This is a genomic window from Duganella sp. 1224, from assembly GCF_013408245.1.
GTDB lineage: Bacteria > Pseudomonadota > Gammaproteobacteria > Burkholderiales > Burkholderiaceae_D > Rugamonas.
This window is the reverse complement of record NZ_JACBYS010000002.1, coordinates 366,635-387,820: the sequence shown is the minus strand read 5'-3', so window position 1 is coordinate 387,820 and position 21,186 is coordinate 366,635. Positions and strand designations below refer to the sequence as shown.

At 66.6% G+C, this 21,186-nt stretch carries 12 protein-coding genes; 8 read left to right on the top strand and 4 right to left on the bottom strand.

Annotation, left to right across the window (positions count from 1 at the left end; genetic code table 11):
• Positions 1-257: 257 nt before the first annotated feature.
• The gene (locus tag FHW58_RS13765) at positions 258-3,011 is read left to right on the top strand and encodes a TonB-dependent receptor (protein ID WP_179673707.1); all 2,754 of its coding nucleotides are present in this window, start codon (positions 258-260) and stop codon (positions 3,009-3,011) included.
• A gap of 44 nt (positions 3,012-3,055) precedes the next feature.
• Here the strand turns inward: FHW58_RS13765 and FHW58_RS13760 are convergent, their stop codons facing one another.
• Positions 3,056-3,871, bottom strand: coding sequence for a helix-turn-helix transcriptional regulator (locus FHW58_RS13760; RefSeq protein ID WP_179673706.1), 816 nt, complete (start codon positions 3,869-3,871; stop codon positions 3,056-3,058).
• A 93-nt stretch (positions 3,872-3,964) separates the two neighbouring features.
• Between FHW58_RS13760 and FHW58_RS13755 the strand changes: the two genes are divergently transcribed.
• The gene (locus tag FHW58_RS13755) at positions 3,965-4,861 is read left to right on the top strand and encodes an SDR family oxidoreductase (protein WP_179673705.1); all 897 of its coding nucleotides are present in this window, start codon (positions 3,965-3,967) and stop codon (positions 4,859-4,861) included.
• A gap of 79 nt (positions 4,862-4,940) precedes the next feature.
• Here FHW58_RS13755 and FHW58_RS13750 read toward each other — a convergent pair whose 3' ends face one another.
• The gene (locus tag FHW58_RS13750; protein ID WP_179674219.1) at positions 4,941-6,758 is read right to left on the bottom strand and encodes a M2 family metallopeptidase; all 1,818 of its coding nucleotides are present in this window, start codon (positions 6,756-6,758) and stop codon (positions 4,941-4,943) included.
• 165 nt (positions 6,759-6,923) lie between these two features.
• Here FHW58_RS13750 and FHW58_RS13745 point away from each other — a divergent pair, with 165 nt between their 5' ends.
• The 3 genes from FHW58_RS13745 (at position 6,924) to FHW58_RS13735 (ending at position 11,796) form a co-directional block, all read left to right on the top strand.
• Positions 6,924-8,561, top strand: coding sequence for an ATP-dependent helicase (locus FHW58_RS13745; RefSeq protein ID WP_179673704.1), 1,638 nt, complete (start codon positions 6,924-6,926; stop codon positions 8,559-8,561).
• A gap of 149 nt (positions 8,562-8,710) precedes the next feature.
• On the top strand, positions 8,711-10,147 hold the full coding sequence (locus FHW58_RS13740) for an ATPase domain-containing protein (RefSeq protein ID WP_179673703.1): 1,437 nt from the start codon (positions 8,711-8,713) through the stop codon (positions 10,145-10,147).
• A 2-nt stretch (positions 10,148-10,149) separates the two neighbouring features.
• Positions 10,150-11,796: a response regulator gene (locus FHW58_RS13735; RefSeq protein WP_179673702.1), complete on the top strand. Its 1,647-nt coding sequence runs from the start codon at positions 10,150-10,152 to the stop codon at positions 11,794-11,796.
• Positions 11,797-11,804: 8 nt separating this feature from the next.
• On the opposite strand, the gene FHW58_RS13730 is transcribed toward FHW58_RS13735, so the two are convergent.
• A complete protein-coding gene (locus FHW58_RS13730; RefSeq protein ID WP_179673701.1) occupies positions 11,805-14,243 on the bottom strand; it encodes a TIM-barrel domain-containing protein in 2,439 nt (812 codons plus the stop codon).
• A 257-nt stretch (positions 14,244-14,500) separates the two neighbouring features.
• Here FHW58_RS13730 and FHW58_RS13725 point away from each other — a divergent pair, with 257 nt between their 5' ends.
• The 3 genes from FHW58_RS13725 (at position 14,501) to FHW58_RS13715 (ending at position 19,298) form a co-directional block, all read left to right on the top strand.
• Complete coding sequence (locus tag FHW58_RS13725) at positions 14,501-15,817, top strand: MFS transporter (protein ID WP_179673700.1); 1,317 nt, start codon at positions 14,501-14,503, stop codon at positions 15,815-15,817.
• Between the two features lie 99 nt (positions 15,818-15,916).
• On the top strand, positions 15,917-17,548 hold the full coding sequence (locus FHW58_RS13720) for an alpha-D-glucose phosphate-specific phosphoglucomutase (protein WP_179673699.1): 1,632 nt from the start codon (positions 15,917-15,919) through the stop codon (positions 17,546-17,548).
• A 19-nt stretch (positions 17,549-17,567) separates the two neighbouring features.
• Positions 17,568-19,298: an alpha-amylase family glycosyl hydrolase gene (locus tag FHW58_RS13715; RefSeq protein WP_179673698.1), complete on the top strand. Its 1,731-nt coding sequence runs from the start codon at positions 17,568-17,570 to the stop codon at positions 19,296-19,298.
• A gap of 11 nt (positions 19,299-19,309) precedes the next feature.
• On the opposite strand, the gene FHW58_RS13710 is transcribed toward FHW58_RS13715, so the two are convergent.
• Positions 19,310-21,097 carry a GGDEF and EAL domain-containing protein gene (locus FHW58_RS13710; RefSeq protein ID WP_179673697.1) on the bottom strand — a complete coding sequence of 596 codons (1,788 nt, stop codon included), beginning with the start codon at positions 21,095-21,097 and terminating at the stop codon, positions 19,310-19,312.
• Positions 21,098-21,186: the final 89 nt, after the last annotated feature.

Genomic DNA, 21,186 nt, shown 5'->3' with positions numbered 1-21,186 from the left:
GCAGTCAAACTGTAGTTCTACTACACCACCAGCCGTGGGGTGTTGTAGCCGAAATACAACGACAACCATGTTTTCATAGGAGAGGCCTTGTAGATAAGGCCTGTCAATCCGTAGTGACAGGGAAGTTTCATTGACACCAAATCTAGTTTTAGTACAGAATTCCGCCTAGAACGTCTTTAGAACGTTGTTAATCCTTGGATCCCGTGGCGTTTGCTGAATGCGGGACTTAAATTTGTGTCAGTTGAGAGGGGACATTAATGAATATCTTCGCACGCAAGCGCAGCCACACTGCGTTCCCGTTGAAGCCAGTGGCTGCCGGCTGCGCCCTGCTGATGGCGGCCGCCGCCGCACCAGCGTTTGCACAGACCAGCGCCGACAAGCCAGCCGCCAACAGCGGCGACAATATCGCATCGGTGACCGTGGCCGGTATCCGCCGCGGCATCGAGGACGCGATCTCGGTCAAGCGTGACGCCAGCTCCATCGTGGAAGCCATTTCGGCCGAGGACATCGGCAAGCTGCCGGACGTGTCGATTGCCGAATCGATCTCGCGCCTGCCAGGCCTGGCCGCCCAGCGCGTGGCCGGCCGTGCCCAGGTGATTTCCGTGCGCGGCCTGTCGCCGGACTTCTCGACCACCCTGCTGAACGGCCGCGAGCAAGTCTCGACCGGCGACAACCGCAGCGTCGAATTCGACCAGTATCCATCTGAACTGATCAGCGCCGTGACGGTCTACAAGACCCCGGACGCGGGCCTGGTGGGCCAGGGCCTGTCCGGCACCATCGACCTGCAGACCGTGCGTCCGCTGGCCTTCGGCGGCCGCGCCGTGGCGCTGAACGCGCGCGGGGAAAAGAATTCGCTGGGCAAGATCGGTAACGCCAAGGACACCGGCAACCGCTTCAGCGCCAGCTACATCGATCAGTTCGCCAACCGCACGATCGGCGTGGCGTTGGGCTACGCCCACCTGGAAACCCCGGTGCTGGACAATGAAACCGGCCTGTATGAGCCATGGAAGCGCGACGACCGCGCCGGGCTGCCGAGCGGCACCTTCGCCTCGGACGGCATCAAGGCGGTGGCCAAGAGCGGCCGCAACCAGCGCGACGGCCTGATGGGCGTGCTGCAGTACCGTCCGAACAAGCAGTGGACCTCGATCGTCGACGTGTACGCGTCGCAGTTCAAGAACGAGGAAACCGCCAACCAACTGGAAATCAGCCTGAGCGGCTGGAACGGCGGCAACAAGCCGGACCCGATCTACAACCCGGTGGTGATCAACAACGGCACCATTGCCAGCGGCACCGACAACAACGTCTACCCACTGGTGCGCGGCATGTACAACAAGCGCAAGGACGATATCCGCGCGGCCGGCTGGAGCAACGAATTCAAGATGGACGGCTGGTCGCTGTTCACCGACCTGAACTACTCGAAAGCCAAGCGCGCCGAGCTGAGCCTGGAAAACAATCTGCAGATGAGCAACGCCGCCGGCGCGCCCTTCCTGGATTACGTCAAGCTCGGCTACGGCAACGGCGGCTTCTCGCAGCTGACCCCGGGCCTGGACTACAACAACCGCAATGCCCTGTACGTGACCAACACCATCTACGGTTCCGGCTACGGCAAGACGCCGAGCGTGGAAGACGAGCTGAAGGGCTTCAAGGTTACCGCCAACATCCAGTCGTGGGGCATGCTGGAAAAGGCGTTCTCCAGCTTCGACATCGGCGCCAACTACAGCGACCGTACCAAGAACAAGCACCAGCCTGAAGGCAATATCAACCTGAAGGGCGCGCCGACCACCATCTCGCCGGACCTGTTCTACCAGTCGGCCAACCTGGGCTTCGCCGGCGCCGGCTTCATCCCGACCTGGAACGTGCCGGCCGTGGTCGACAAGTACATGGTGTTCGCGCCAACCGACACCCAGGGTTACCTGATCGCCAAGACCTGGGAAGTCAGCGAGAAAATCACTACCGCCTTTGCCAAGGCCAACATCGAGGCCGAGCTGGGCAGCGACGTCAGCCTGCGCGGCAACGTCGGCGTCCAGGTGCAGCGCACCGACCAGTCGTCGGCCTCGCGCTGGTACGACAACACCACCGGCACCATCAAGCCGGTGGACGACGGCAAGAAGTACACCGACGTGCTGCCGAGCATGAACCTGGCGTTCGGCTTCGACAACCAGCAGACCGTGCGCGTGGCGCTGGCCAAGCAACTGGCGCGTCCGCGCGTGGACCAGATGCGTTCGGCGCTGGACTTCGGCATCGACACCACCAAGCGCGAGCCGGGCGGCAGCGGCGGCAATGCCCGCCTGGACCCATGGCGCGCCAAGGCCTTCGACATCTCGTACGAGAAGTACTTCGACAAGAAGGCCTACTTCGCGGCCGCGGCGTTCTACAAGAAGCTGGACACCTACATCTTCACCCAGACCAAGTCGTATGACTTCAGCGCCTACGTGCCGCCAGGCTCGGTGGGCGACGCGGCCGGCTTCCCGCTACACACCACCATCGGTAACTACACCGCGCCGTATAACGGCAACGGTGGCAACCTGAAGGGTGTTGAGCTGTCGGCCTCGCTGCCGCTGAACATGCTGACCAAGGCGCTGGATGGCTTTGGCGTGACCGCCAGCACCACCTACACCGACAGCAAGATCTCGATCGAGGATCCGAGCGGCAGCATCGGCCAGCACATCCCGCTGCCAGGCCTGTCGAAGCGCGTCACCAACCTGACCGCCTACTACGAGAAGGCTGGTTTCGAGGCGCGCGTCAGCCAGCGCAAGCGTTCGGACTTCGTCGGCGAGATCGGCAACTTCTCGAACGACCGCGCGCTGCGTTACGTGGTCGGCGAGAACGTCATCGACCTGCAGCTGGGCTACACCTTCGAAAACGGTCCGCTGAAGGGCGTGGGCCTGCTGGTCCAGGTGAACAACCTGCGCAACGCTGCCTACGAAACCTACAACGGTGACCGCGCGCAGCAGCTGGAATACCAGAAGTACGGCCGCACCGTGCTGGCTGGCGTCAACTACAAGTTCTAAGCGTCCGCGCTTGCCAGTCCAAGGCGCCCCTCGGGGCGCCTTTTTTATTGGGCCAGATAGGCGGCGATGCGGGCGGCGCTGTCCGGCGTGGCCGGGTTGTAGACCATCATCGACAGGTCGGGCCGGCCGTCGACGGCGAAGGTGGAGAATTCCAGCGCGATGGGGCCGAGCGCGTGGTGGTGCAGCACCTTGCGGCCGTCGGAGACGCTGATCACTTCATTGTCGGCCCACATGGCGGCGAATTCGGGGCTCTGGCGCGACAGTTCGTCGGCCAGCGCGGCCACCTCGTGGCCGGCGCCGGCGCGGATGGCGTCGGCGCGCAGCGAGCCGACCACGAAGCGGGCCACGTGTTCCCAGTCGCTTTGCAAGGCGCGCACGCGGGCGTTGCTGAACATCAGGCGGGCGACGTTGCGGTCCTTCGGCGCCAGCTGGGCGTAGTCGGTCAGCAGCAGGGTGGCGGCGCGGTTCCAGGCGACGATGTCCCAGGTTGGCGTGCGCAGCATGGCGGCGCTGCCGCGGAAGGCGTCCAGCACCCGCTGCAGGCGCGGCGTGATGGCGTCCGGCGCCTTGTAGCGCGCTTCCGGCGGCCGCCCCAGGCCGAGCATGAACAGGTGCTCGCGCTCGGGCTCGGTGAGCATCAGGCCGGCGGCAATGCGGTCCAGCACCTCGGCCGAGGCGGCGCCGCCGCGCCCTTGTTCCAGCCAGGTGTACCAGGTGGTGCTGATGTTGGCGCGCTGTGCGACTTCCTCGCGGCGCAAACCGGCCGTGCGGCGGCGGCCGGCGGGGATGCCGAAGGCGGCCGGGTCGAGCCGGGTGCGGCGGTCGCGCAGGAATTGGCCGAGGGGGTTGAGGTCGTTCATGCTGTTGGTGTTTATACCTGTATAACGTCACTACTTTAATAGGAAAGCTGCGCTGTCCATAATACGCTGACTCAAACGATGATGGAGGATGCGATGCAGGTATTTGTGACAGGCGCGACCGGTTTTATCGGCGCCCGGGTGGTGGACCAGTTGCTGGCGGCCGGCCACCAGGTGGTGGGCATGACGCGCTCGGACGCCGGCGCCGCGGCGCTGTCGGCGGCGGGCGCGCAGCCGTATCGCGCCGAGTTGGACGATGTGGCGCGGATCGTGGCCGGCGCGGCGCAGGCCGACGCCGTGATCCATACGGCGTTCAACCATGACGACTTCGGCAAATTCGTCGAGAGCTGCGCGCACGACGGGCGCCTGATCGCGGCGATGGGCGAGGCGCTACGCGGTTCGGCGCGGCCGCTGATCATCACGTCCGGCGTTGGCATGGGCGAGCGCGCCCATGGCGAGCCGGCGCTGGAGACGGTGCTGAACCGCGAACACCGCAATCCGCGCATCGCGTCCGAGCTGGCCGGCATGGCGGCGCTGGAGGCGGGCGTGGACCTGCGCGTGGTGCGGCTGCCGCAGGTGCACGATACGCGCAAGCAGGGGCTGGTGACGTACCTGATTCAGAACAGCCGCGAGAAGGGCGTGTCGGCGTATATCGGCGATGGCCAGAATCGCTGGTCGGCCGGTCATCTGGGCGACGTGGCGCTGTTGTACCGGCTGGCGCTGGAGAAGGGGCGCGCCGGCGAGCGTTATCACGCGGTGGGCGAGGAGGGCGTCACGGCGCGCGCCATCGCCGAGGTGGTGGGCAAGGGGCTGGGCGTGCCGGTCCAGTCGATCAGCCCGGAGCAGGCGGGCGCGCATTTCGGCTGGCTGGGGATGTTCGCGGGCGTCGACATGGCGGCGTCCAGCGCGCTGACGCGGGAGCGGCTGGGCTGGCAACCGGTGGGGCCGGGGCTGATCGCCGATCTGCAGGCGATGGATTACGCCTTAGCTTAAACCCGCGCACCCCGAGGCTTGCGCTTCGGGGTCTGACCCCGTACGGGGTCAGACCCCAGGGGGGCCGTGCGGGGTGGCGTTACGATTTCTTTTCCGCCGCGGCGAGGGCGGCGTTTTGCTGGTCCAGCCAGGTCTTCAGCGGCGCGAAGTATTCGAGCAGCGCGTTGCCGTCGATTTTGTCTTCGCCGGAGATGGCTTTCAGCGCTTCCGGCCACGGCTTGCTGGCGCCCATGGCCAACATCTGCTGCAGCTTGGCGCCGGCCTTGGCGTTGCCGTACACCGAGCAGCGGTTCAGCGGGCCGGTGTAGCCGGCTTCGCGGCACAGCGCGCGGTGGAACTGGAATTGCAGCATGTCGGCCAGGAAGTAGCGCGCGTATGGCACGTCGGCGGCCACGTGGTACTTGGCGCCGGCGTCAAAGCCGGCGATGCCGTTGACCGGCGCCGGACGCTTCATGCCCATGTACTGCTCGCGCAGCTGCCACCAGCTGGCGTCGTAGTCGGCCGGCTTGGTCTTGCCGGCATAGACGTCCCAACGCCATTTGTCCACAGAATACGCGAACGGCAGGATCGCCACCTTGCTCAGCGCGCGCTCCAGCAGCTGCGGGATGTCGGCGGTGACGTCCGGTTCCTGGTCCATCAGGCCGATCTTCTTCAGGTAGCCCGGCGTGATCGACAGCGCCACGGTGTCGCCGATGGCTTCGTGGAAGCCGTCGTTGGCGCCGTTGCGGAACAGGAAGGGCTGCTGGTTGTAGGCCAGGAAGTAGTAGACGTGGCCCAGTTCATGGTGGATCACCGTGAAGTCTTCGGCGGTCGGCGTGATGCACATCTTGATGCGCACGTCGTCCTTTTCGTTGATCGGCCAGGCCGACGCGTGGCACACGACTTCACGGTCGCGCGGCTTGGTCAGCAGCGAGCGTTCCCAGAAGGTGGCCGGCAGTTTCTGCATGCCGAGCGAGGTGTAGAAGCCCTCGGCATATTGCGTCATCTGCTTGGCGCTGGTCTTGCGCTCTTCCAGCACCTTGGTCAGGTCGTAGCTGCTGGCGCCCGTCGCCGGTTTCAGGATCGGGTACAGATTGGTCCAGGTCTGGCCCCACATATTGCCGAACAGGTGGGCCGGGATCGGGCCGTCCAGCGGCACCACGTCCGGGCCATAGGTGGCGCGCAGCTTGTAGCGGGTGTAGGTCAGCAGCGAGTCGTACAGCGGCTTGACCTGCTGCCACAGGCGTTCCATCTCGGCGGCAAAGGCCTCAGGCGGCATGTCGTACTGCGAGCGCCACATCACACCGGTGTCGGCGAAGCCCATTTGCCTGGCACCCTTGTTGGACAGGGCGACGTAGTCGACGTATTTCTGCTTGTACGAGGGCGACTGGGCGTGCCAGCCGAGCCACATCTCTTTCAGTTTGGCCTCGTCGCGGCTGGTGGCCAGGACTTTTTCCATCTCGCCCAGCGCCAGGCAGTTGTCCTTGGTCGGGCAGTATTTGGCTTTGCCGTAGGCGCCGTTCATGACGGCCTGCAGCTGGGCGTATTGTTCGCGTTCCTTCGGATCGGCGAAGACCAGCGTTTGCTGCAGCAGCATCATCTTGCGCGCGGATTCGGGCGACAGCTTGACGCCGTTGAAGCGGCGCGCGCCGATGGCGGCTTCGCCCGAGGCGGTCAGGTAGCGCTCGGCGAACCAGGAGGCGATGGCCTCGGTGTCGTCGGTGATGAAGTTGGAACCGACCCAGGCCGCGCGCGACTGCTCGTTGTTCAGCTTGTTCAGTTTGGCTTCGGTGTCAGCCAGGAAGCGCTCGGCTTCGGCGACGCTCGGCTTGGCGGCGGGTGCGGCCAGCGCGGTCACGCTGGCGGCTGCGAGCGCGGAGGCCAGCAGCGTGCTGATAATTTTTGGTGTCACAGACATCTCCCGAGGTGTGGTGTGGTGGCGGTCGCGCTCATGGCGGCGACCGCCGGTCATCATACACGGTCGCCGGCCGCTTATTCAAAGGAGGCATGACGGGCCCGAGGCGGGCGGGCGCCGATTAGCTGATGCCTTACAATGCATTTTTCCCATCACGGCTTCCACTTCATGGCTCATCTTCATCCCACCGGCTGGCAAGAGATGTCGGCAACCGGCGCGGCGGCGCGCGAGATTGAAACGCTGGCTTACCTGAACGCCACGCTGGCGGAATCGCCCTACCATATCTACCACGGCGTCCACTGGACCAACGTGGAGAAGGGCTACTCGGTGTTCGACGAGGTGGACTTCGTGATCGTGGCGCCCAACGGCCGCGTGCTGCTGATCGAGCAGATCGCCGGCTTCCTCAACGAGACGCCGGATGGCCTGGTCAAGCAGTACGCCGGCAAGCCGCGCCGCGTGGCGCAGCACATCATGCGCTCGATCCGCGTGCTGAGCGAGCGCTTTGGCGGCGAGCTGTCGATCGACTACGTGCTGTACTGCCCCGACTACATCGTGCGCGAGCCGCACCTGGCGGGGCTGGACCCGCGCCACATCATCGACTCCACCAACAAGCACCGGCTGGCGCAGATGGTGCGCGACATCTTGCCGGTGGACGACCCGCGGCCGGACGCGCAGTTCGACAAGGTGTCGCGCTTCCTCGGCAATATGCTCAGCCTCCGTCCCGACCCCAGCGCCATGATCGGCAACGCCGCGCGCATGGTGGCGCGCCTGTCCGGCGGCCTGGCCACGTGGGCGCACCGGCTGGAGTTCGCGCCGTTCCGCCTGCGCGTGGTGGGCACGGCCGGCAGCGGCAAGACGCAGCTGGCGCTGTCCGAATACACGGCCGCCATCGAGGCCGGCCTGTGCCCGCTGTACGTGTGCTACAACCGCCCGCTGGCCGACCATATCCAGACGCTGGTGCCGGACGGCGGCCGCGTCACCAGCTTCCACATGCTGAGCGACGCCTTCGCCCGCGAGCGCGGCGACACGCCCAACTACGCGGCGCCGGATGTATGGGACCGGATCGAGCAGCAGATGACGGAGTCGCCGCTGCCGGCCAGCTGGCAATACGATGTGCTGATCGTCGACGAGGGCCAGGACTTCTCGCCGGCCTGGCGCGACATCCTGCTGCGCATGCTGAGGGAAGACGGCCGCGCCATCTGGCTGGAAGACCCGAACCAGAACCTGTACGGCAAGGAAGGCGTGCCGCTGCCCGGCTGGGTGACACTGCATTCGGACACCAACTACCGCAGCCCGCGCCAGATCGTCGACCTGCTGGCCACCATCGGCGCCACGCAGACGCCGGTGGAGGCGGGCAGCCCGTTCAAGGGCGCGGACATCGAGGAGCTGGTGTACCCGCAGGGCGACACCGAGGCCATGCTGGCGCAGACGCGGCGCGCCGTCACCCTGTGCCTGGGCGCCGGCTTCACGCGCGAGGACATCGCCATCGCCTCGTTCCGCGGCCGCGAGAAGTCGGTGATCCTGCACCTGGACCAGCTGAGCGACGTGCACACGCTGAAGTCCTTCACCGGCGAGTACGACCTGTTCGGCAATCCGCAGTACCGCGACGGCGGGCTGCTGGCCGAATCGGTGTACCGCTTCAAGGGCCAGTCGGCGCCGGCCATCATCTTCACCGAGATCGATTTCGAGCAGATGGACCAGCTGGTGCTGCGCAAGCTGTTCGTCGGCATGACGCGCGCGCGCCTGAAGCTGGTGCTGGTGCTGACCGACCGCGCCGAGCAGATGATCCTGGACCGCATCGGCTAGCGCGGCGGAGGCGCCGCTTTTGTTAGCGGCCTCACAGTCGCGCGCAGGTCGGCGCGGCACGCGCGCGCTCTTGTGCGTTGTGTCGCATAGGAAAGCCGCTGCCCATGGGATGATGAGTTATCACATCAATCATCGAGCAGGATCAAACCATGTCACCTGAGCGCGTTCCCACCGGGATTCCCGAATTTGACGCCGTGCTGCGCGGCGGTCTGATTAAAAGCCGCATCCACTTGCTGGAGGGGCGGCCGGGCACCGGCAAAACCACGATCGGCATGCGCTTCCTGATTTCGGAGACGGACCAGGATCTGGTGCGCCTGTACATCTCGCTGTCGGAATCGGCGGAGGAACTGCACGCGACGGCCGCCAGCCATGGCTGGTCGCTGGACGGCGTGCTGTTGTTTAACCCCGAGCTGTTCAGCCCCCAGGAGTACGGCGAACAAACCATCATGCTGCCCAGCGACGCCGAGCTGTCACGCCTGATCGGCACCATCGCCGGCGAGGTGGAACGCACCGGCGCCAAGCTGGTGGTGATCGATTCGATGGCCGAAATCCGCCTGCTGGCGCATAACAGCTCGCACTACCGGCGCCAGGTGATTTCGCTGCGCGAGCGGCTCACGCGCGCCGGCGCCACCGTGCTGCTGCTGGACGACCTGACCTCGGTGGAGCACGAATTCGAGCTGCAAAGCGCGGTGCACGGCGCCATCACGCTGGAGCAGCGCGAGCGCTCGTATGGCTCGGTGCGGCGGGTGATGAAGGTGGTCAAGCTGCGCGGCGCCGACTACCAGAGCGGCTGGCACGACTTCGCCATCCAGCGCAGCGAGATCCTGGTGTTCCCCAGCCTGATCGCCGAGGAGCACCACCGCGATTACGAACGCTCCACGCTCGACAGCGGCGTCGAGGGACTGGACCAGATGATGGGCGGCGGCCTGCTGAGCGGCACCTCGACCATGATCATCGGCACCTCGGGCGCCGGCAAGACCACGCTGGCGCTGCAATACGCACTGGCCGCCGTGCGCGCCGGCGGCAAGGCCGCCTACTTCGTGCTGGACGAGGCGGAGATCACGCTGAAGTCGCGCATGATCGAGCGCTTCGGCGTCGGCGAGGGCGAGGGCGAGGGCGAGGGCGAGGGCGAGGGCGGCGCGCAGCCGCAGGACCTGCTGATCTCGCGCATCAACCCATCGCGCATCTCGGCCGGCGCCTTTATCTGGCAGGTGCGGCGCCGCGTCGAGGATGACAACGTGCGGGTCGTCGTCATCGACAGCATCAACTCCTACCTCGACCTGATCAAGGAGGAGCGCACGCTGCTGCTGCAGATGAACGAGCTGTTCTCCTACCTGGCCAACATGGGCGTGATCGCGGTGGTGGTGGGCGCCCACTCGCACACGCTGGACACCTCGCGCGAGCCGGACGCGCTGTCGATCATCACCGACAACGTGATTTCCCTCAGCAGCGATGTGGCGCATGGCCGCATCCGCAAAAACATCTGCGTGCTGAAAAAGCGCCACAGCGCCCATAGCCACGACGTGCGTGAATTCATCCTGACCGAGGACGGCTTCACGGTCGGCGACACCGTCACGGACGCCTGATTATGCATGCGGTCATCTACGCACCGTTGGGGCGCGATGCCCAGGTCTTGAGCAGCATCCTGGCGGCCTTTCATATCGACTCGGTGCGCTGCGACAGCCCGGACGCGTTCTGCGCCGCGCTGGACCAGACCGCGCTGATGGCGATCGCCTCCGAGGAGGGGCTGACGCGCTGCTCGGCGCAGCAGTTGGCGGCGCAACTGGCCAAGCAGCCGTTCTGGTCGAGCATCCCGATTTTGGCGATCGCCGACGCCGACGCGCTGATTCCCGGCGGGCCGACCTCGGTGCTGGAAAGGCTGGGCAACGTCACGCTGCTGACCCGACCCCTGCGCCACGAGGTGCTGATGCTGGCCATCTTGTCGGCGCAGCGCACGCGCGGCCTGCAGTGGCAGGTGCGCGACCAGCTGGAAGAACTGAACGCCCACGCGGCCGAACTGGAACGGCGCGTCGACGAGCGCACCGCCGCGCTGTCGCGCGAGGTGCGCGAGCGGCGCCAGATCGAGCTGTCGCTGTCGGAAGCGCGCCGGCTGGAGTCGCTGGGGCGGCTGACCGGCGGCGTCGCGCACGACTTCAACAACCTGCTGCAGGTGATCGCCTCGGCCTCGGCGCTGATGCGCTTCCAGCTGAAGGAACAGCCGGCGCTGCTGAAAAGCGTGGACAGCATCGCCCGCGCCACCGCCCAGGGCGCGCAATTGACGCAGCAACTGCTGTCGTTCGCGCGCCGCCAGCCGATGCAGATCGCCGACGTGCGGCTGCAGCAGCACCTGCCGGACATCGCCCAGTTGCTGCAGCATTCGCTGAGCAAGAACATCGAACTGTCGCTGCGCATCCCGGACGACGCCTGGCCGGTGCGCACCGACCTGGCGCAGCTGGAGATCGCGCTGCTGAATTTGGTGGTCAACGCGCGCGACGCCATGCCGGACGGCGGCAAGGTGGTGCTGTCGGTGACCAATCTGCGGCTGCCCGATGCGGCGCTGCCGGAGCTGCAAAGCCTGCGCGGCGAGTTCGTGCAGCTGGCGCTGGCCGACGAGGGCGAGGGCATGACGCCGGCCGTGGCGGCGCAGGCGTTCGAGCCGTTCTTCACCACCAAGCCGCTGGGCAAGGGCACCGGGCTGGGACTGTCGCAGGTGTACGGCTACGCGCAGCAGAGCAACGGCCTGGCCTACCTGCGCACCTCGGACCATGGCACCACGGTGCACATCGTGCTGCCGCGCGGGCAGGAGGCCTCGGCGGCCGCCGCGCCGGCGCGCGCCGACGCCGGCGCGGAAGCGGGCGGCGACGGCCAGATCCTCGCCGGCAAGCGTGTGCTGTGCGTGGAAGACGACCCGTTCGTGGCCGAACTGGCGGTCGAGATGTTTGCCAACATGGGTTGCCGCGTGTGCTGCGCGCACGATGCCGACACGGCGCTGACATCGGACTTCGCGCAGATCGATTTCGTTTTCTCGGACGTGAAAATGCCCGGGTCGATGGACGGCGTGGAAATGGCGCGCCAGCTGCGGCGCGACCATCCCGCGCTGCCGATCGTGCTGGCCAGCGGCTTCCTCGGCGACCCGGCGCGGCTGGATGGACTGGCGCTGGAATTCATCCGCAAGCCTTACAGCCTGGAGACCATCAACGCGGCGGCGCGCGCCGCCATCGCGCGCCTGCGCTGACGGCGCGACTACAGCGCGATGTCGACACCGCGGCTGGCCTGGGCGCTGGCCGGCAGTTCAACGGTCAACAGCCTGGCCGCTTCATCCCACGCAAACACCGCGACGCGTCCGTCCACCCGCACCGACGACGGCGCCGTGGCCACGTTATGCACGGTCAGCGCAATCGCCCGCTCCGGGCGCTGGTACTGCTGGCCGACTTCCGATTCGACCCGCAGCGACAGCACCTTGCCCTGCAGCTTGCCGCTGAAGCGCACCAGTTCATACTTGCCCTGTTCGTAGGCCTGCGCGGTCAGGCCGTCGTCGTCATACAGCTTGCCGCTGGCGGCGCGCACCGTATCGTCGTGCCAGTAGTGCAGCTCCAGTTGCCGGGTGCTGTAATCGCGCGTGGTCTGCACCACCTTGGCCATCGGGATGAAAGCGCCGGCGCGCACGTAGACCGGCACATGGTCCGGCGTCAGCGCGACGGCGCGCGTGGCGCCGCCGGCCTGCCTTTCGCCGGTGTAGAAGTCGAACCACGCGCTGCGCGCCGGGAAGTAGACGTCGGCCGTGACCGCGCCCGGCTTCAGCACCGGCGTGACCAGCAAGTCCTTGCCCCACAAGTAGGTTGACGACATCGCCCGCACCCTGGCGTTGCCCGGCTCTTCGTACAACATGGGACGCATCAGCGGCAGGCCTTGCTGGTTGTTGTCGAAGGCCAGCGTGTAGTTATACGGCAGCAGGCGATAGCGCAGGCGGATTGTCTCGCGCGCCAGCGCCTTGGTGCGTTCCTCGCGGTAGACCGGCTCCGACGGCACCTCCTCCTGCGCGTGCGGGCGGAACACCGGCTGGAACACGCCGTATTGCAGCCAGCGCTGATACAGCTCGTTGTCCAGCACCGGATTGGCGAAGCCGCCCAGGTCCGAGTGCATATACGCCACGCCCTGCATGCCCATCTGCAGCGCGATCTCCGGCTGCGACTGCAGTCCGTCCCAGCCGCGATTGACGTCGCCCGACCACGGCATGATGCCGTAGCGCTGGGTGCCGGAGTAACCGGCGCGCATCAGGATGAACGGCCGCTCGTTCGGGAAGTCGCGCTGGTAGCCTTCCGCCACCAGCCTGGCCCACTGGTGGCCGTAGATGTTGTGCACCTGCTCGGCCGTGCCGGTGGCGTGGCGCGCTTCGGCGGGATGCACTTCCGGCTCGCCCAGGTCGCCCCACACGCCTTTCACGCCCTGCTGGTGCAGGCCCTTGTAGATGTCCCACAGCCAGTCCTTGCCGCGCTGGCTGAAGATGTCGATCAAGCCGGTGTGGCCGAAGAAGAAGTCATACGCCAGCGGCTTGCCATCGGCGCCGGTGGCCAGCACCTGCTTGTCGACCGCCTCCCGCCAGCGGTTGGAGGTATCGACCACGAACGGCTCCGAGATCAGCACCGTCTGCACGCCTTTTTTCTGGAAGTCGGCGATCATGCCCTGCGGGTCGGGATAGTTGTCCTTGTCCCAGGCCAGATTGCCCATGGTGCCCTTGACCTCCTTGCCGAACCAGAAAAGGTCGAACACGATGGCGTCCAGCGGGATGTCGTCGGCGATGAACTTGTCGACCGTGTCGCGCGCCTGCCGCTCGTTGCGATAGCCGAAGCGCATGGCGAAATTGCCGAAGGCCCAGCGCGGCGGCAAGGGCTGGCGGCCGGTCAGGCTGGTGTAGTTGGCCACCACGTCCTCCCACGTATCGCCGGCCACCACCTGGTAGGTCTTGCGGCCGCCGATGGTTTCGTAGGTCAGCGTGTTGTTCTTGCGGCTGTCGAAATCGAGGTAACCGGTTTGCGGATTGTCGAAGTGGATGGCGTACATCTTCGACGACAGCGCCACCGGCATGGTGTAGCCCATCAGCTCCGAATGGTCGCCGTAGCCGTAGTGCGCCTTGTTATACAACGTGAAGCGGTGGCCACGGCGGTCCATGCCCACCGCGCGCGAGCCGGCGCCGTACAGGGCCTCGTTCTTATCCAGCGCGAACTCGATGGCTTCGAGCGCGCGGGCCTCGCCCTGGTTGATATCCTTGCTGCCCTTGGCCGGGTCGTCCTTGATGTGGAGGTAGCCGCGTTTCTCGGCCACCAGCGGCTTGCCCTTGTAGGCGTAGGCGATTTTGAACGGCGCCTTGGTGATGATGACGGTCAGGCCCGGTGTCGCGTATTCGATGGTGCCGGCTTTCTGCTTCAGCGTGGTCTTGACGGCGGCCGGCGCCAGCACCACCGCGTGCGAGGCCGGATCGGCGCTTTCGCCTTTCGGCACAAAGGTGGTTTCGATGATGCCGGCGGCGTAGGGCTTGAACAGATAAGCGCCGTCGCTGGTGCGGACTTCGAGCAAGCCGTCACGCTGGGTGAGGCCATCGAACTTGCGCTCGGCGTTTTGAGCGTGGGCGGGGAGGGTGGTCAGCAGCGCGGCGGCGAGGAGGGTCAGCGGGGTGGTGTTCATCAGCTTAGTTGTCGGTGGAGTTGTCTGTTATCGTGCGCTTACCCCGCAAACCGGTGCGTCGACGCGGGGTCTGACCCCGTACGGGGTCAGACCCCTCTGTGGCCCTGCGGGGTTCGGCTGTTGTTTGGCTACATTTGACACCATATTCCACCCCCTGAACAGCCCTATTCCCTTCATTTTATTGAAGATTTCTTGTGATTGACACGCCCCGCCCAGCGTGTTATTTTGCTACAAATTTTAATATCGGGACGCGCAGCATGCATTCTTCCAGCAACAAGCCCATACTGTCGTTCTGGCAGCTGTGGAACATGAGCCTCGGCTTCTTCGGCATTCAATTCGGCTTCGCCCTGCAAAACGCCAACGTCAGCCGCATTTTCTCGACGCTGGGCGCCAACCCCGACGACCTGTCCCTGTTCTGGCTGGCCGCGCCGGTCACCGGCCTGCTGGTGCAGCCCATCATCGGCTACCTGAGCGATAACACCTGGCACCCGGTGTGGGGCCGCCGCCGGCCGTTCTTCTTCATCGGCGCGCTGCTGGCGTCGATCGCGCTGTTCCTGATGCCGAATGCCGCCTCGCTGTGGATGGCCGTCATCGTCCTGTGGCTGCTGGACGGCGCCATCAACGTCTCGATGGAACCATTCCGCGCCTTCGTCGGCGACAAGCTCGGCCCGCGCCAGCAGACCGCCGGCTTCGCGATGCAGACCTTCTTCATCGGATGGGGCGCGGTGATCGCCTCGCTGCTGCCGACCATCTTCACCCACCTCGGCGTCAGCAACGACGCCGCCGGCGGCACCATCCCCGACACCGTGCGCTACTCGTTCTACGCCGGCGGCGCGGTCTACTTCTGCGCCGTGCTGTGGACCGTGCTGACCGCCAAGGAAACGCCGCCGGACGACCTGGCCGCGTTCCGCGCCGCCCAGCAGAACGGCAAGGGCCTGGGCCACGCGCTGAAGGAAATCTTCGGCGGCTTCGGCAAAATGCCGGCCACCATGGTGCAACTGGCGGCGGTACAGTTCTTCACCTGGATCGGCCTGTTCGCCATGTGGATCTACACCACCAACGCCGTCGCCGAAAACGTGTTCGGCACCACCGACGCCCAATCGGCCGCGTTCCAGGAAGCCGGCAACCACGTCGGCGTGATGTTTGCCGTGTACAGCGGCGTGTCGGCGCTGGCTGCCTTCATCCTGCCGGTGTTTGCGCGCCACACCAGCCGCAAGGTGGTGCACCTGGTGTGCCTGGTGATCGGCGGCGTGAGCCTGTTCAGCATCTACACCATCCGCGACCTCGATAGCCTGTTCTACCCGATGATCGGCGTCGGCATCGCCTGGGCCTCGATCCTGACCATGCCGTACGCGATCCTGGCCGGCGCGCTGCCGGCCAACCGCATGGGCTACTACATGGGCGTGTTCAACTTCTTCATCGTCATCCCGCAGATTGTCAGCGGCCTGCTGCTCGGCTTCGTCACCAGGCACTGGTTTGCCGGCCACACCGTCAAGACGCTGATGCTGGGCGGCTTGTGCATGGTGGTGGCGGGCGTGCTGACGCTGGTGGTACGCGACACGGCCGAGGGCTGATGTAATATTGTTCGCGAGACAAGCAGTTGTGCGACGCGATTTTGCCGGAACAGGTAAAACCGTCGCAGCCAATTTGTCATCTACCCACGCGGAGCGAACATGAGTATCCAGACCGTCAGCACCACTCCCTTCCCCGGCCAGCGGCCGGGCACCTCGGGCCTGCGCAAGAAAGTCAGCGTCTTCCAGCAGCCCCATTACCTCGAAAACTTCGTCCAAAGCGTGTTCGACACGCTGGGCGATTGCGCCGGCAAAACGCTGGTGGTGGGCGGCGATGGCCGCTACCACAACCGCGTGGCGGTGCAGACCATCCTGCGCATGGCGGCGGCGCACGGCTACGCCAGGGTGCTGGTGGGGCAGGGCGGCATCCTGTCGACGCCGGCCGTCAGCTGCGTGATCCGCAAGCGCGGCGCGCTGGGCGGCATCGTGCTGTCGGCCAGCCATAATCCCGGCGGCCCGGACGGCGACTTCGGCATCAAGTACAACATCGACAACGGCGGCCCGGCGCCGGAAGGCGTGACCGAGGCGATCTACCGGCGCACCGAAGCCATCGCCCAGTACCGCATCAGCGACGCCGCCGACATCGACCTGAATCGGCTCGGCGTCACGCGCATCGAAGCCACCGAGGTCGAGGTGATCGACTCGGTGGCCGACTACGCGGAACTGATGCAGCAGTTGTTCGACTTCGACGCCATCCGCGCGCTGTTCGCCGGCGGCTTCCGCATGTGTTTCGACGGCATGCACGCCGTCTCCGGCCCGTACGCCAAGGCCATCATCGAAGGCCTGTTGGGCGCGCCGGCCGGCACCGTCATCAACGCCGTGCCGCTGGAGGACTTCGGCGGCCACCACCCGGACCCAAACCCGGTCAACGCCGCCGAGCTGATCGCCATCATGGCCGCCGACGACGCGCCGGACTTCGGCGCCGCCTCCGACGGCGACGGCGACCGCAACATGATCCTCGGCCGCAAATTCGACGTCACGCCGTCCGACAGCCTGGCCGTGCTGGCCGCGCACGCGACCGTGGCGCCGGGCTACCGCGCCGGCCTGAAAGGCATCGCCCGCTCGATGCCGACCTCGCAGGCGGCCGACCGCGTGGCGCAGGCGCTGGGCATCCCCGCCTTCGAGACGCCGACCGGCTGGAAGTTCTTCGGCAACCTGCTGGACGCCGGCAAGGCCACGCTGTGCGGCGAGGAGAGCTACGGCACCGGCTCCGACCACATCCGCGAAAAGGACGGCGTGTGGGCGGTGCTGTTCTGGCTGAACCTGCTGGCCGCCAGCGGCAAATCGGTCGAGCAGTTGGTCAGCGAGCACTGGCAGCGCTTCGGCCGCAACTACTACTCGCGCCACGACTACGAGGCGGTGGAAACCCACGCCGCCAATGAGCTGATGGCCTCCCTGCGCATCAAGCTGGCCACGCTGAAGGGCCAGGACCTGGGCCACTACGTGGTCGACTTTGCCGACGACTTCGAATACACCGACCCGGTGGATGGCTCGGTGGCGAAGCAGCAGGGCGTGCGCATCGTCATGACCAACGGCTCGCGCATCGTGTTCCGCCTGTCCGGCACCGGCACCGAGGGCGCCACGCTGCGCGTCTACCTGGAGCGCTACGAGGCCGACCCCGAGTTCCACCACCTGCCGACGCAGCAGGCGCTGTACCCGCTGATCCTGATCGCCGAACAGGTCGCGGGCATCGCCGACTGGACCGGCCGCGCCCACCCCACCGTCACCACATAACCACGATAAGGACGACAGCATGAAATTGACGACACTCGCCTCCTCCCTCGCACCGGGCCTCGGCGCCATGGCCACCCTGGCGGCCATGGCGGCCATCGGCGCCGGCGGCGTTGCCCACGCCGCCAAGGCGCCGGCCGCCGTGGCCAGGCCGGCCGCGCAGCAGCGGCCCTTCCTGTGGGAGAACGCGACCGTCTATTTCCTGCTGACCGACCGCTTCAGCAACGCCTTCACCGGCAACGACCTGGCCTACGACCGCCAGAAGGATGCGGCGCCGCTGCGCGGCTACCTGGGCGGCGACCTGGCCGGCGTGATCAACAAGATCAACGACGGCTACTTCGACAGCCTGGGCGTCAACGCCATCTGGATCACGCCGCCGGTGGAGCAGATCCACGGCGGCACCGACGAAGGCACCGGCAAGTCCTACGGCTTCCACGGCTACTGGGCCTCCGACTTCACCACGGTGGACGCCAACCTCGGCACCGAGAACGACTTCCGCAACCTGGTGGAAGCGGCCCACGCGCACGGCATCCGCGTGCTGCTGGACGTGGTGATGAACCACACTGGCCCGGTCACCGAGGAAGATCCGGTGTGGCCGAACGACTGGGTGCGCACCGCGCCGCAGTGCACCTACAAGGACGCCAAGACCACCATCGAATGCACGCTGGTGAAAAACCTGCCGGACTTCCGCACCGAGAGCGACCAGCCGGTCGAACTGCCGGAGCGCCTGATGGCCAAGTGGCAGCGCGAGGGCCGCTTTGAGCAGGAGGTCAAGAGCCTGAACGAGTTCTTCGCCCGCACCGGCTACCCGCGCGCGCCGCGCTACTACCTGATCAAGTGGCACACCGACTGGATCCGCAAGTACGGCGTGGACGGCTTCCGCGCCGACACCGTCAAGCACGTCGAGGCCAAGGTGTGGAAGGAACTGCAGAAGGAAGCGGCACTGGCCTTCGAGGACTGGAAGAAGGCCAACCCGGACAAGAAGCTCGGCGACGACAAGTTCTACATGACCGCCGAGGTGTACAACTACAAGATCAGCGATGGCCTGTACCACGACCTGGGCGGTGGCCAGAGCGTCAACTACTACCAGGCCAACTTCAACAGCATGATCAACTTTGGCCTGGTCAAGGACGCCGGGCAGGATTACGAAACGCTGTTCAGCAGCTACTCGAACGCGCTGCATGGCGGCCGCCTGAATGGCTACTCGGTGCTCAACTATCTCGACTCGCACGACGACGGCGCGCCGTTCGACGCCGCGCGCAAGAAGCCCTTCGAAAGCGCCACCAAGCTGCTGCTGGCGCCGGGCGCCGCGCAGATCTACTACGGCGACGAAACCGCGCGCAGGCTCGACGTGGCCGAGGCCAGCGGCGACGCCAAGCTGCGCTCCTTCATGAACTGGGACGAGCTGGAACAGAACGCCGCGCGCGATGGCTACAAGGTGGCCGACGTGCGCGCACACTGGGCCAAACTGGGCCAGTTCCGCAAAGCCCACGTGGCGGTCGGCGCCGGCGTGCACCAGCAGCTGCAGGCCAAACCCTACGTTTTCAAGCGCACCTACAACAAGGACGGCGTCATCGACAAGGTGGTGGTGGCGCTGGACCTGCCGACCGATAAGGCGGCGACCATCAACCTGCACGGCGTGTTCGCCAACGGCCAGCGCGTGACCGACTACTACTCCGGCAAAACTGCCATCGTGCGCGGCGGCAGCGTCAATTTCGGCACCCGGAACGCGCTGGTGCTGATCGGCCAGTAAGCCGTGGCGTCCTAGTGCGGGCGCGCGCCGGCGCCGCTCATGCCGGCGGCGCGCCCGGCGCAGGCCGCGGCCTCCAGCGGCGCCGAAAACAGATAGCCCTGCGCCTCCTCGCAGCCGGCGCGGCGCAGGAAGTCCAGCGCCGCCTCGGTTTCCACACCCTCGGCCACCACGCGGTGGCCCAGATCCTGCGACAGCGTGATCATCGCCGTCACCAGCGCCTGCTGGCGGGCGTCGCCATCGAGCTGGCGGATGAAGGACTGGTCGATCTTGACCACGTCGGCCGGCATGGTTTGCAGGTAGGCCAGGCTGCTGTAGCCGGTGCCGAAATCATCGATCGCCAGGCCCACGCCCAGCGCGGCGATTTGCGCCAGCGTGGCGTGCGCCTTCAGCGGCTGCGCCATGATGGCGCTCTCGGTGATCTCCAGCTCCAGGCAATCGGCCGGCAACTGGTGGCGCGCCAGCGCGGCCGACACGGCGTCGGCAAATCCTGGCTCGGCCAGATTGGCGGCCGACACGTTGACCGACATCTGCAGCAGGATGCCGTCCGCGCGCCAGGCGCGCTGCTGGCGCAGCGCCATCTCCAGCACCCGCGCGGTGGTGGCCTGCGCCAGGCCGGAACGCTCGATGATGGGAATGAACTCGGCCGGACCGATGGCGCCCAGTTGCGGGTGGGTCCAGCGCAGCAGCGCCTCGGCGCCGACAACGCGGCCGCTGGCCACGTCCACGCGCGGCTGGTACACCAGGCGCAGCTGGTCGCCGCTCTCCAGTGCCGCCACGAAATCGTTCAGCAGGCGGAAGCGGCGCTGGTATAGCGCATCCTCCACCTGCGAATACACCGCCACGTGGGTCGGGCTATCGATGGCGTCGTGCGCCGCGCTTTGCGCCTGGCGCAGCACCGCCAGGCTGTCGGCGCGGCCGATCTCGAACGGCACCACGCCGGCCGACGGCGTGACCACGTGGCGCCCGCGGGCGATGGCCAGCGCCGCCTGCATGCGCGCCTCCACCAGCGGCAGCCAGCTTTTCAGCGTGGCGCCCGGCGGCGACAGCAGCATGAACTGCGCGGTGGCGACGTGATAGATGCGCCGGCCCGGCCCCAGCGTCTCGCGCAGCCAGCGCGCGGCGTCGGTCACCAGCTCGTCCAGGTAGGACGATTGCATGGCGCGCGCGGCGTGCGCCAACTGCTCCGGCGTGGCCAGGTTGACCAGCACCGCCAACCCCTGCTCGCCGCCGGCGGCATCGCGCTGCAGGTCGTCGAAATCCTCGCTGAACTGGTGGCGGTTGGGCAGGCCGCTGACGGCGTCGACCCGGCCCAGCGCATGCTGCAGCTCGATCTGCGCCATCACCATGCCGGCCAGATCGCACAGCGCGCTGATCTCCTGCGGCGTGGTCTGGCGCGGCGTTGTGCCCAGCACGCACATGGCGCCCAGGCAGTGGCCGTCGGCGGTGATCAGCGGCGCGCCGGCGTAGTAGCGGATGCCGCTGGCGGCCAGCGGGCTGTCGCGGTAATAGTCGTCCGCCATCAGGTCGGGGATGACCAGCAGGCCGCTGTCGTCGGCCACCTGGCCGCACGGCGCGCGCAGGCGCGGGATGCTGGTGTGCTCGACGCCGACGCGCGACTTGAACCACTGGCGGTCGGCGTCGGTCAGCGACACCGCCGCAATCGGCAACTGGAACAGATTGGCCGCCATGCGCGTGATGCGGTCAAAGGCCTCGCTGGGCGGCGTGTCCAGCAGGTGAAGTTTATACAGCGCGTCGAGGCGGCGCGCCTCGGCGAGTTCGCAGGTGGTGATGGGCGTCATGTGCAAGTCCGTAAGCGGTCAGGGTGCAATGCGGGCTTGGGCACTGACGAAGGTGGCGGGGAGCGGGGCGAGGGCTCGGGATGCTTGTA

What these genes read in the sequence shown, in the direction of transcription:
- FHW58_RS13725 (WP_179673700.1), top strand. Translation starts at nt 14,501, where the DNA reads ATGCATTCTTCCAGCAACAAGCCCATACTGTCGTTCTGGCAGCTGTGG.
- FHW58_RS13745 (WP_179673704.1), top strand. Translation starts at nt 6,924, where the DNA reads ATGGCTCATCTTCATCCCACCGGCTGGCAAGAGATGTCGGCAACCGGC.
- FHW58_RS13765 (WP_179673707.1), top strand. Translation starts at nt 258, where the DNA reads ATGAATATCTTCGCACGCAAGCGCAGCCACACTGCGTTCCCGTTGAAG.
- FHW58_RS13755 (WP_179673705.1), top strand. Translation starts at nt 3,965, where the DNA reads ATGCAGGTATTTGTGACAGGCGCGACCGGTTTTATCGGCGCCCGGGTG.
- FHW58_RS13720 (WP_179673699.1), top strand. Translation starts at nt 15,917, where the DNA reads ATGAGTATCCAGACCGTCAGCACCACTCCCTTCCCCGGCCAGCGGCCG.
- FHW58_RS13730 (WP_179673701.1), bottom strand. Translation starts at nt 14,243, where the DNA reads ATGAACACCACCCCGCTGACCCTCCTCGCCGCCGCGCTGCTGACCACC.
- FHW58_RS13750 (WP_179674219.1), bottom strand. Translation starts at nt 6,758, where the DNA reads ATGTCTGTGACACCAAAAATTATCAGCACGCTGCTGGCCTCCGCGCTC.
- FHW58_RS13715 (WP_179673698.1), top strand. Translation starts at nt 17,568, where the DNA reads ATGAAATTGACGACACTCGCCTCCTCCCTCGCACCGGGCCTCGGCGCC.
- FHW58_RS13740 (WP_179673703.1), top strand. Translation starts at nt 8,711, where the DNA reads ATGTCACCTGAGCGCGTTCCCACCGGGATTCCCGAATTTGACGCCGTG.
- FHW58_RS13760 (WP_179673706.1), bottom strand. Translation starts at nt 3,871, where the DNA reads ATGAACGACCTCAACCCCCTCGGCCAATTCCTGCGCGACCGCCGCACC.
- FHW58_RS13735 (WP_179673702.1), top strand. Translation starts at nt 10,150, where the DNA reads ATGCATGCGGTCATCTACGCACCGTTGGGGCGCGATGCCCAGGTCTTG.
- FHW58_RS13710 (WP_179673697.1), bottom strand. Translation starts at nt 21,097, where the DNA reads ATGACGCCCATCACCACCTGCGAACTCGCCGAGGCGCGCCGCCTCGAC.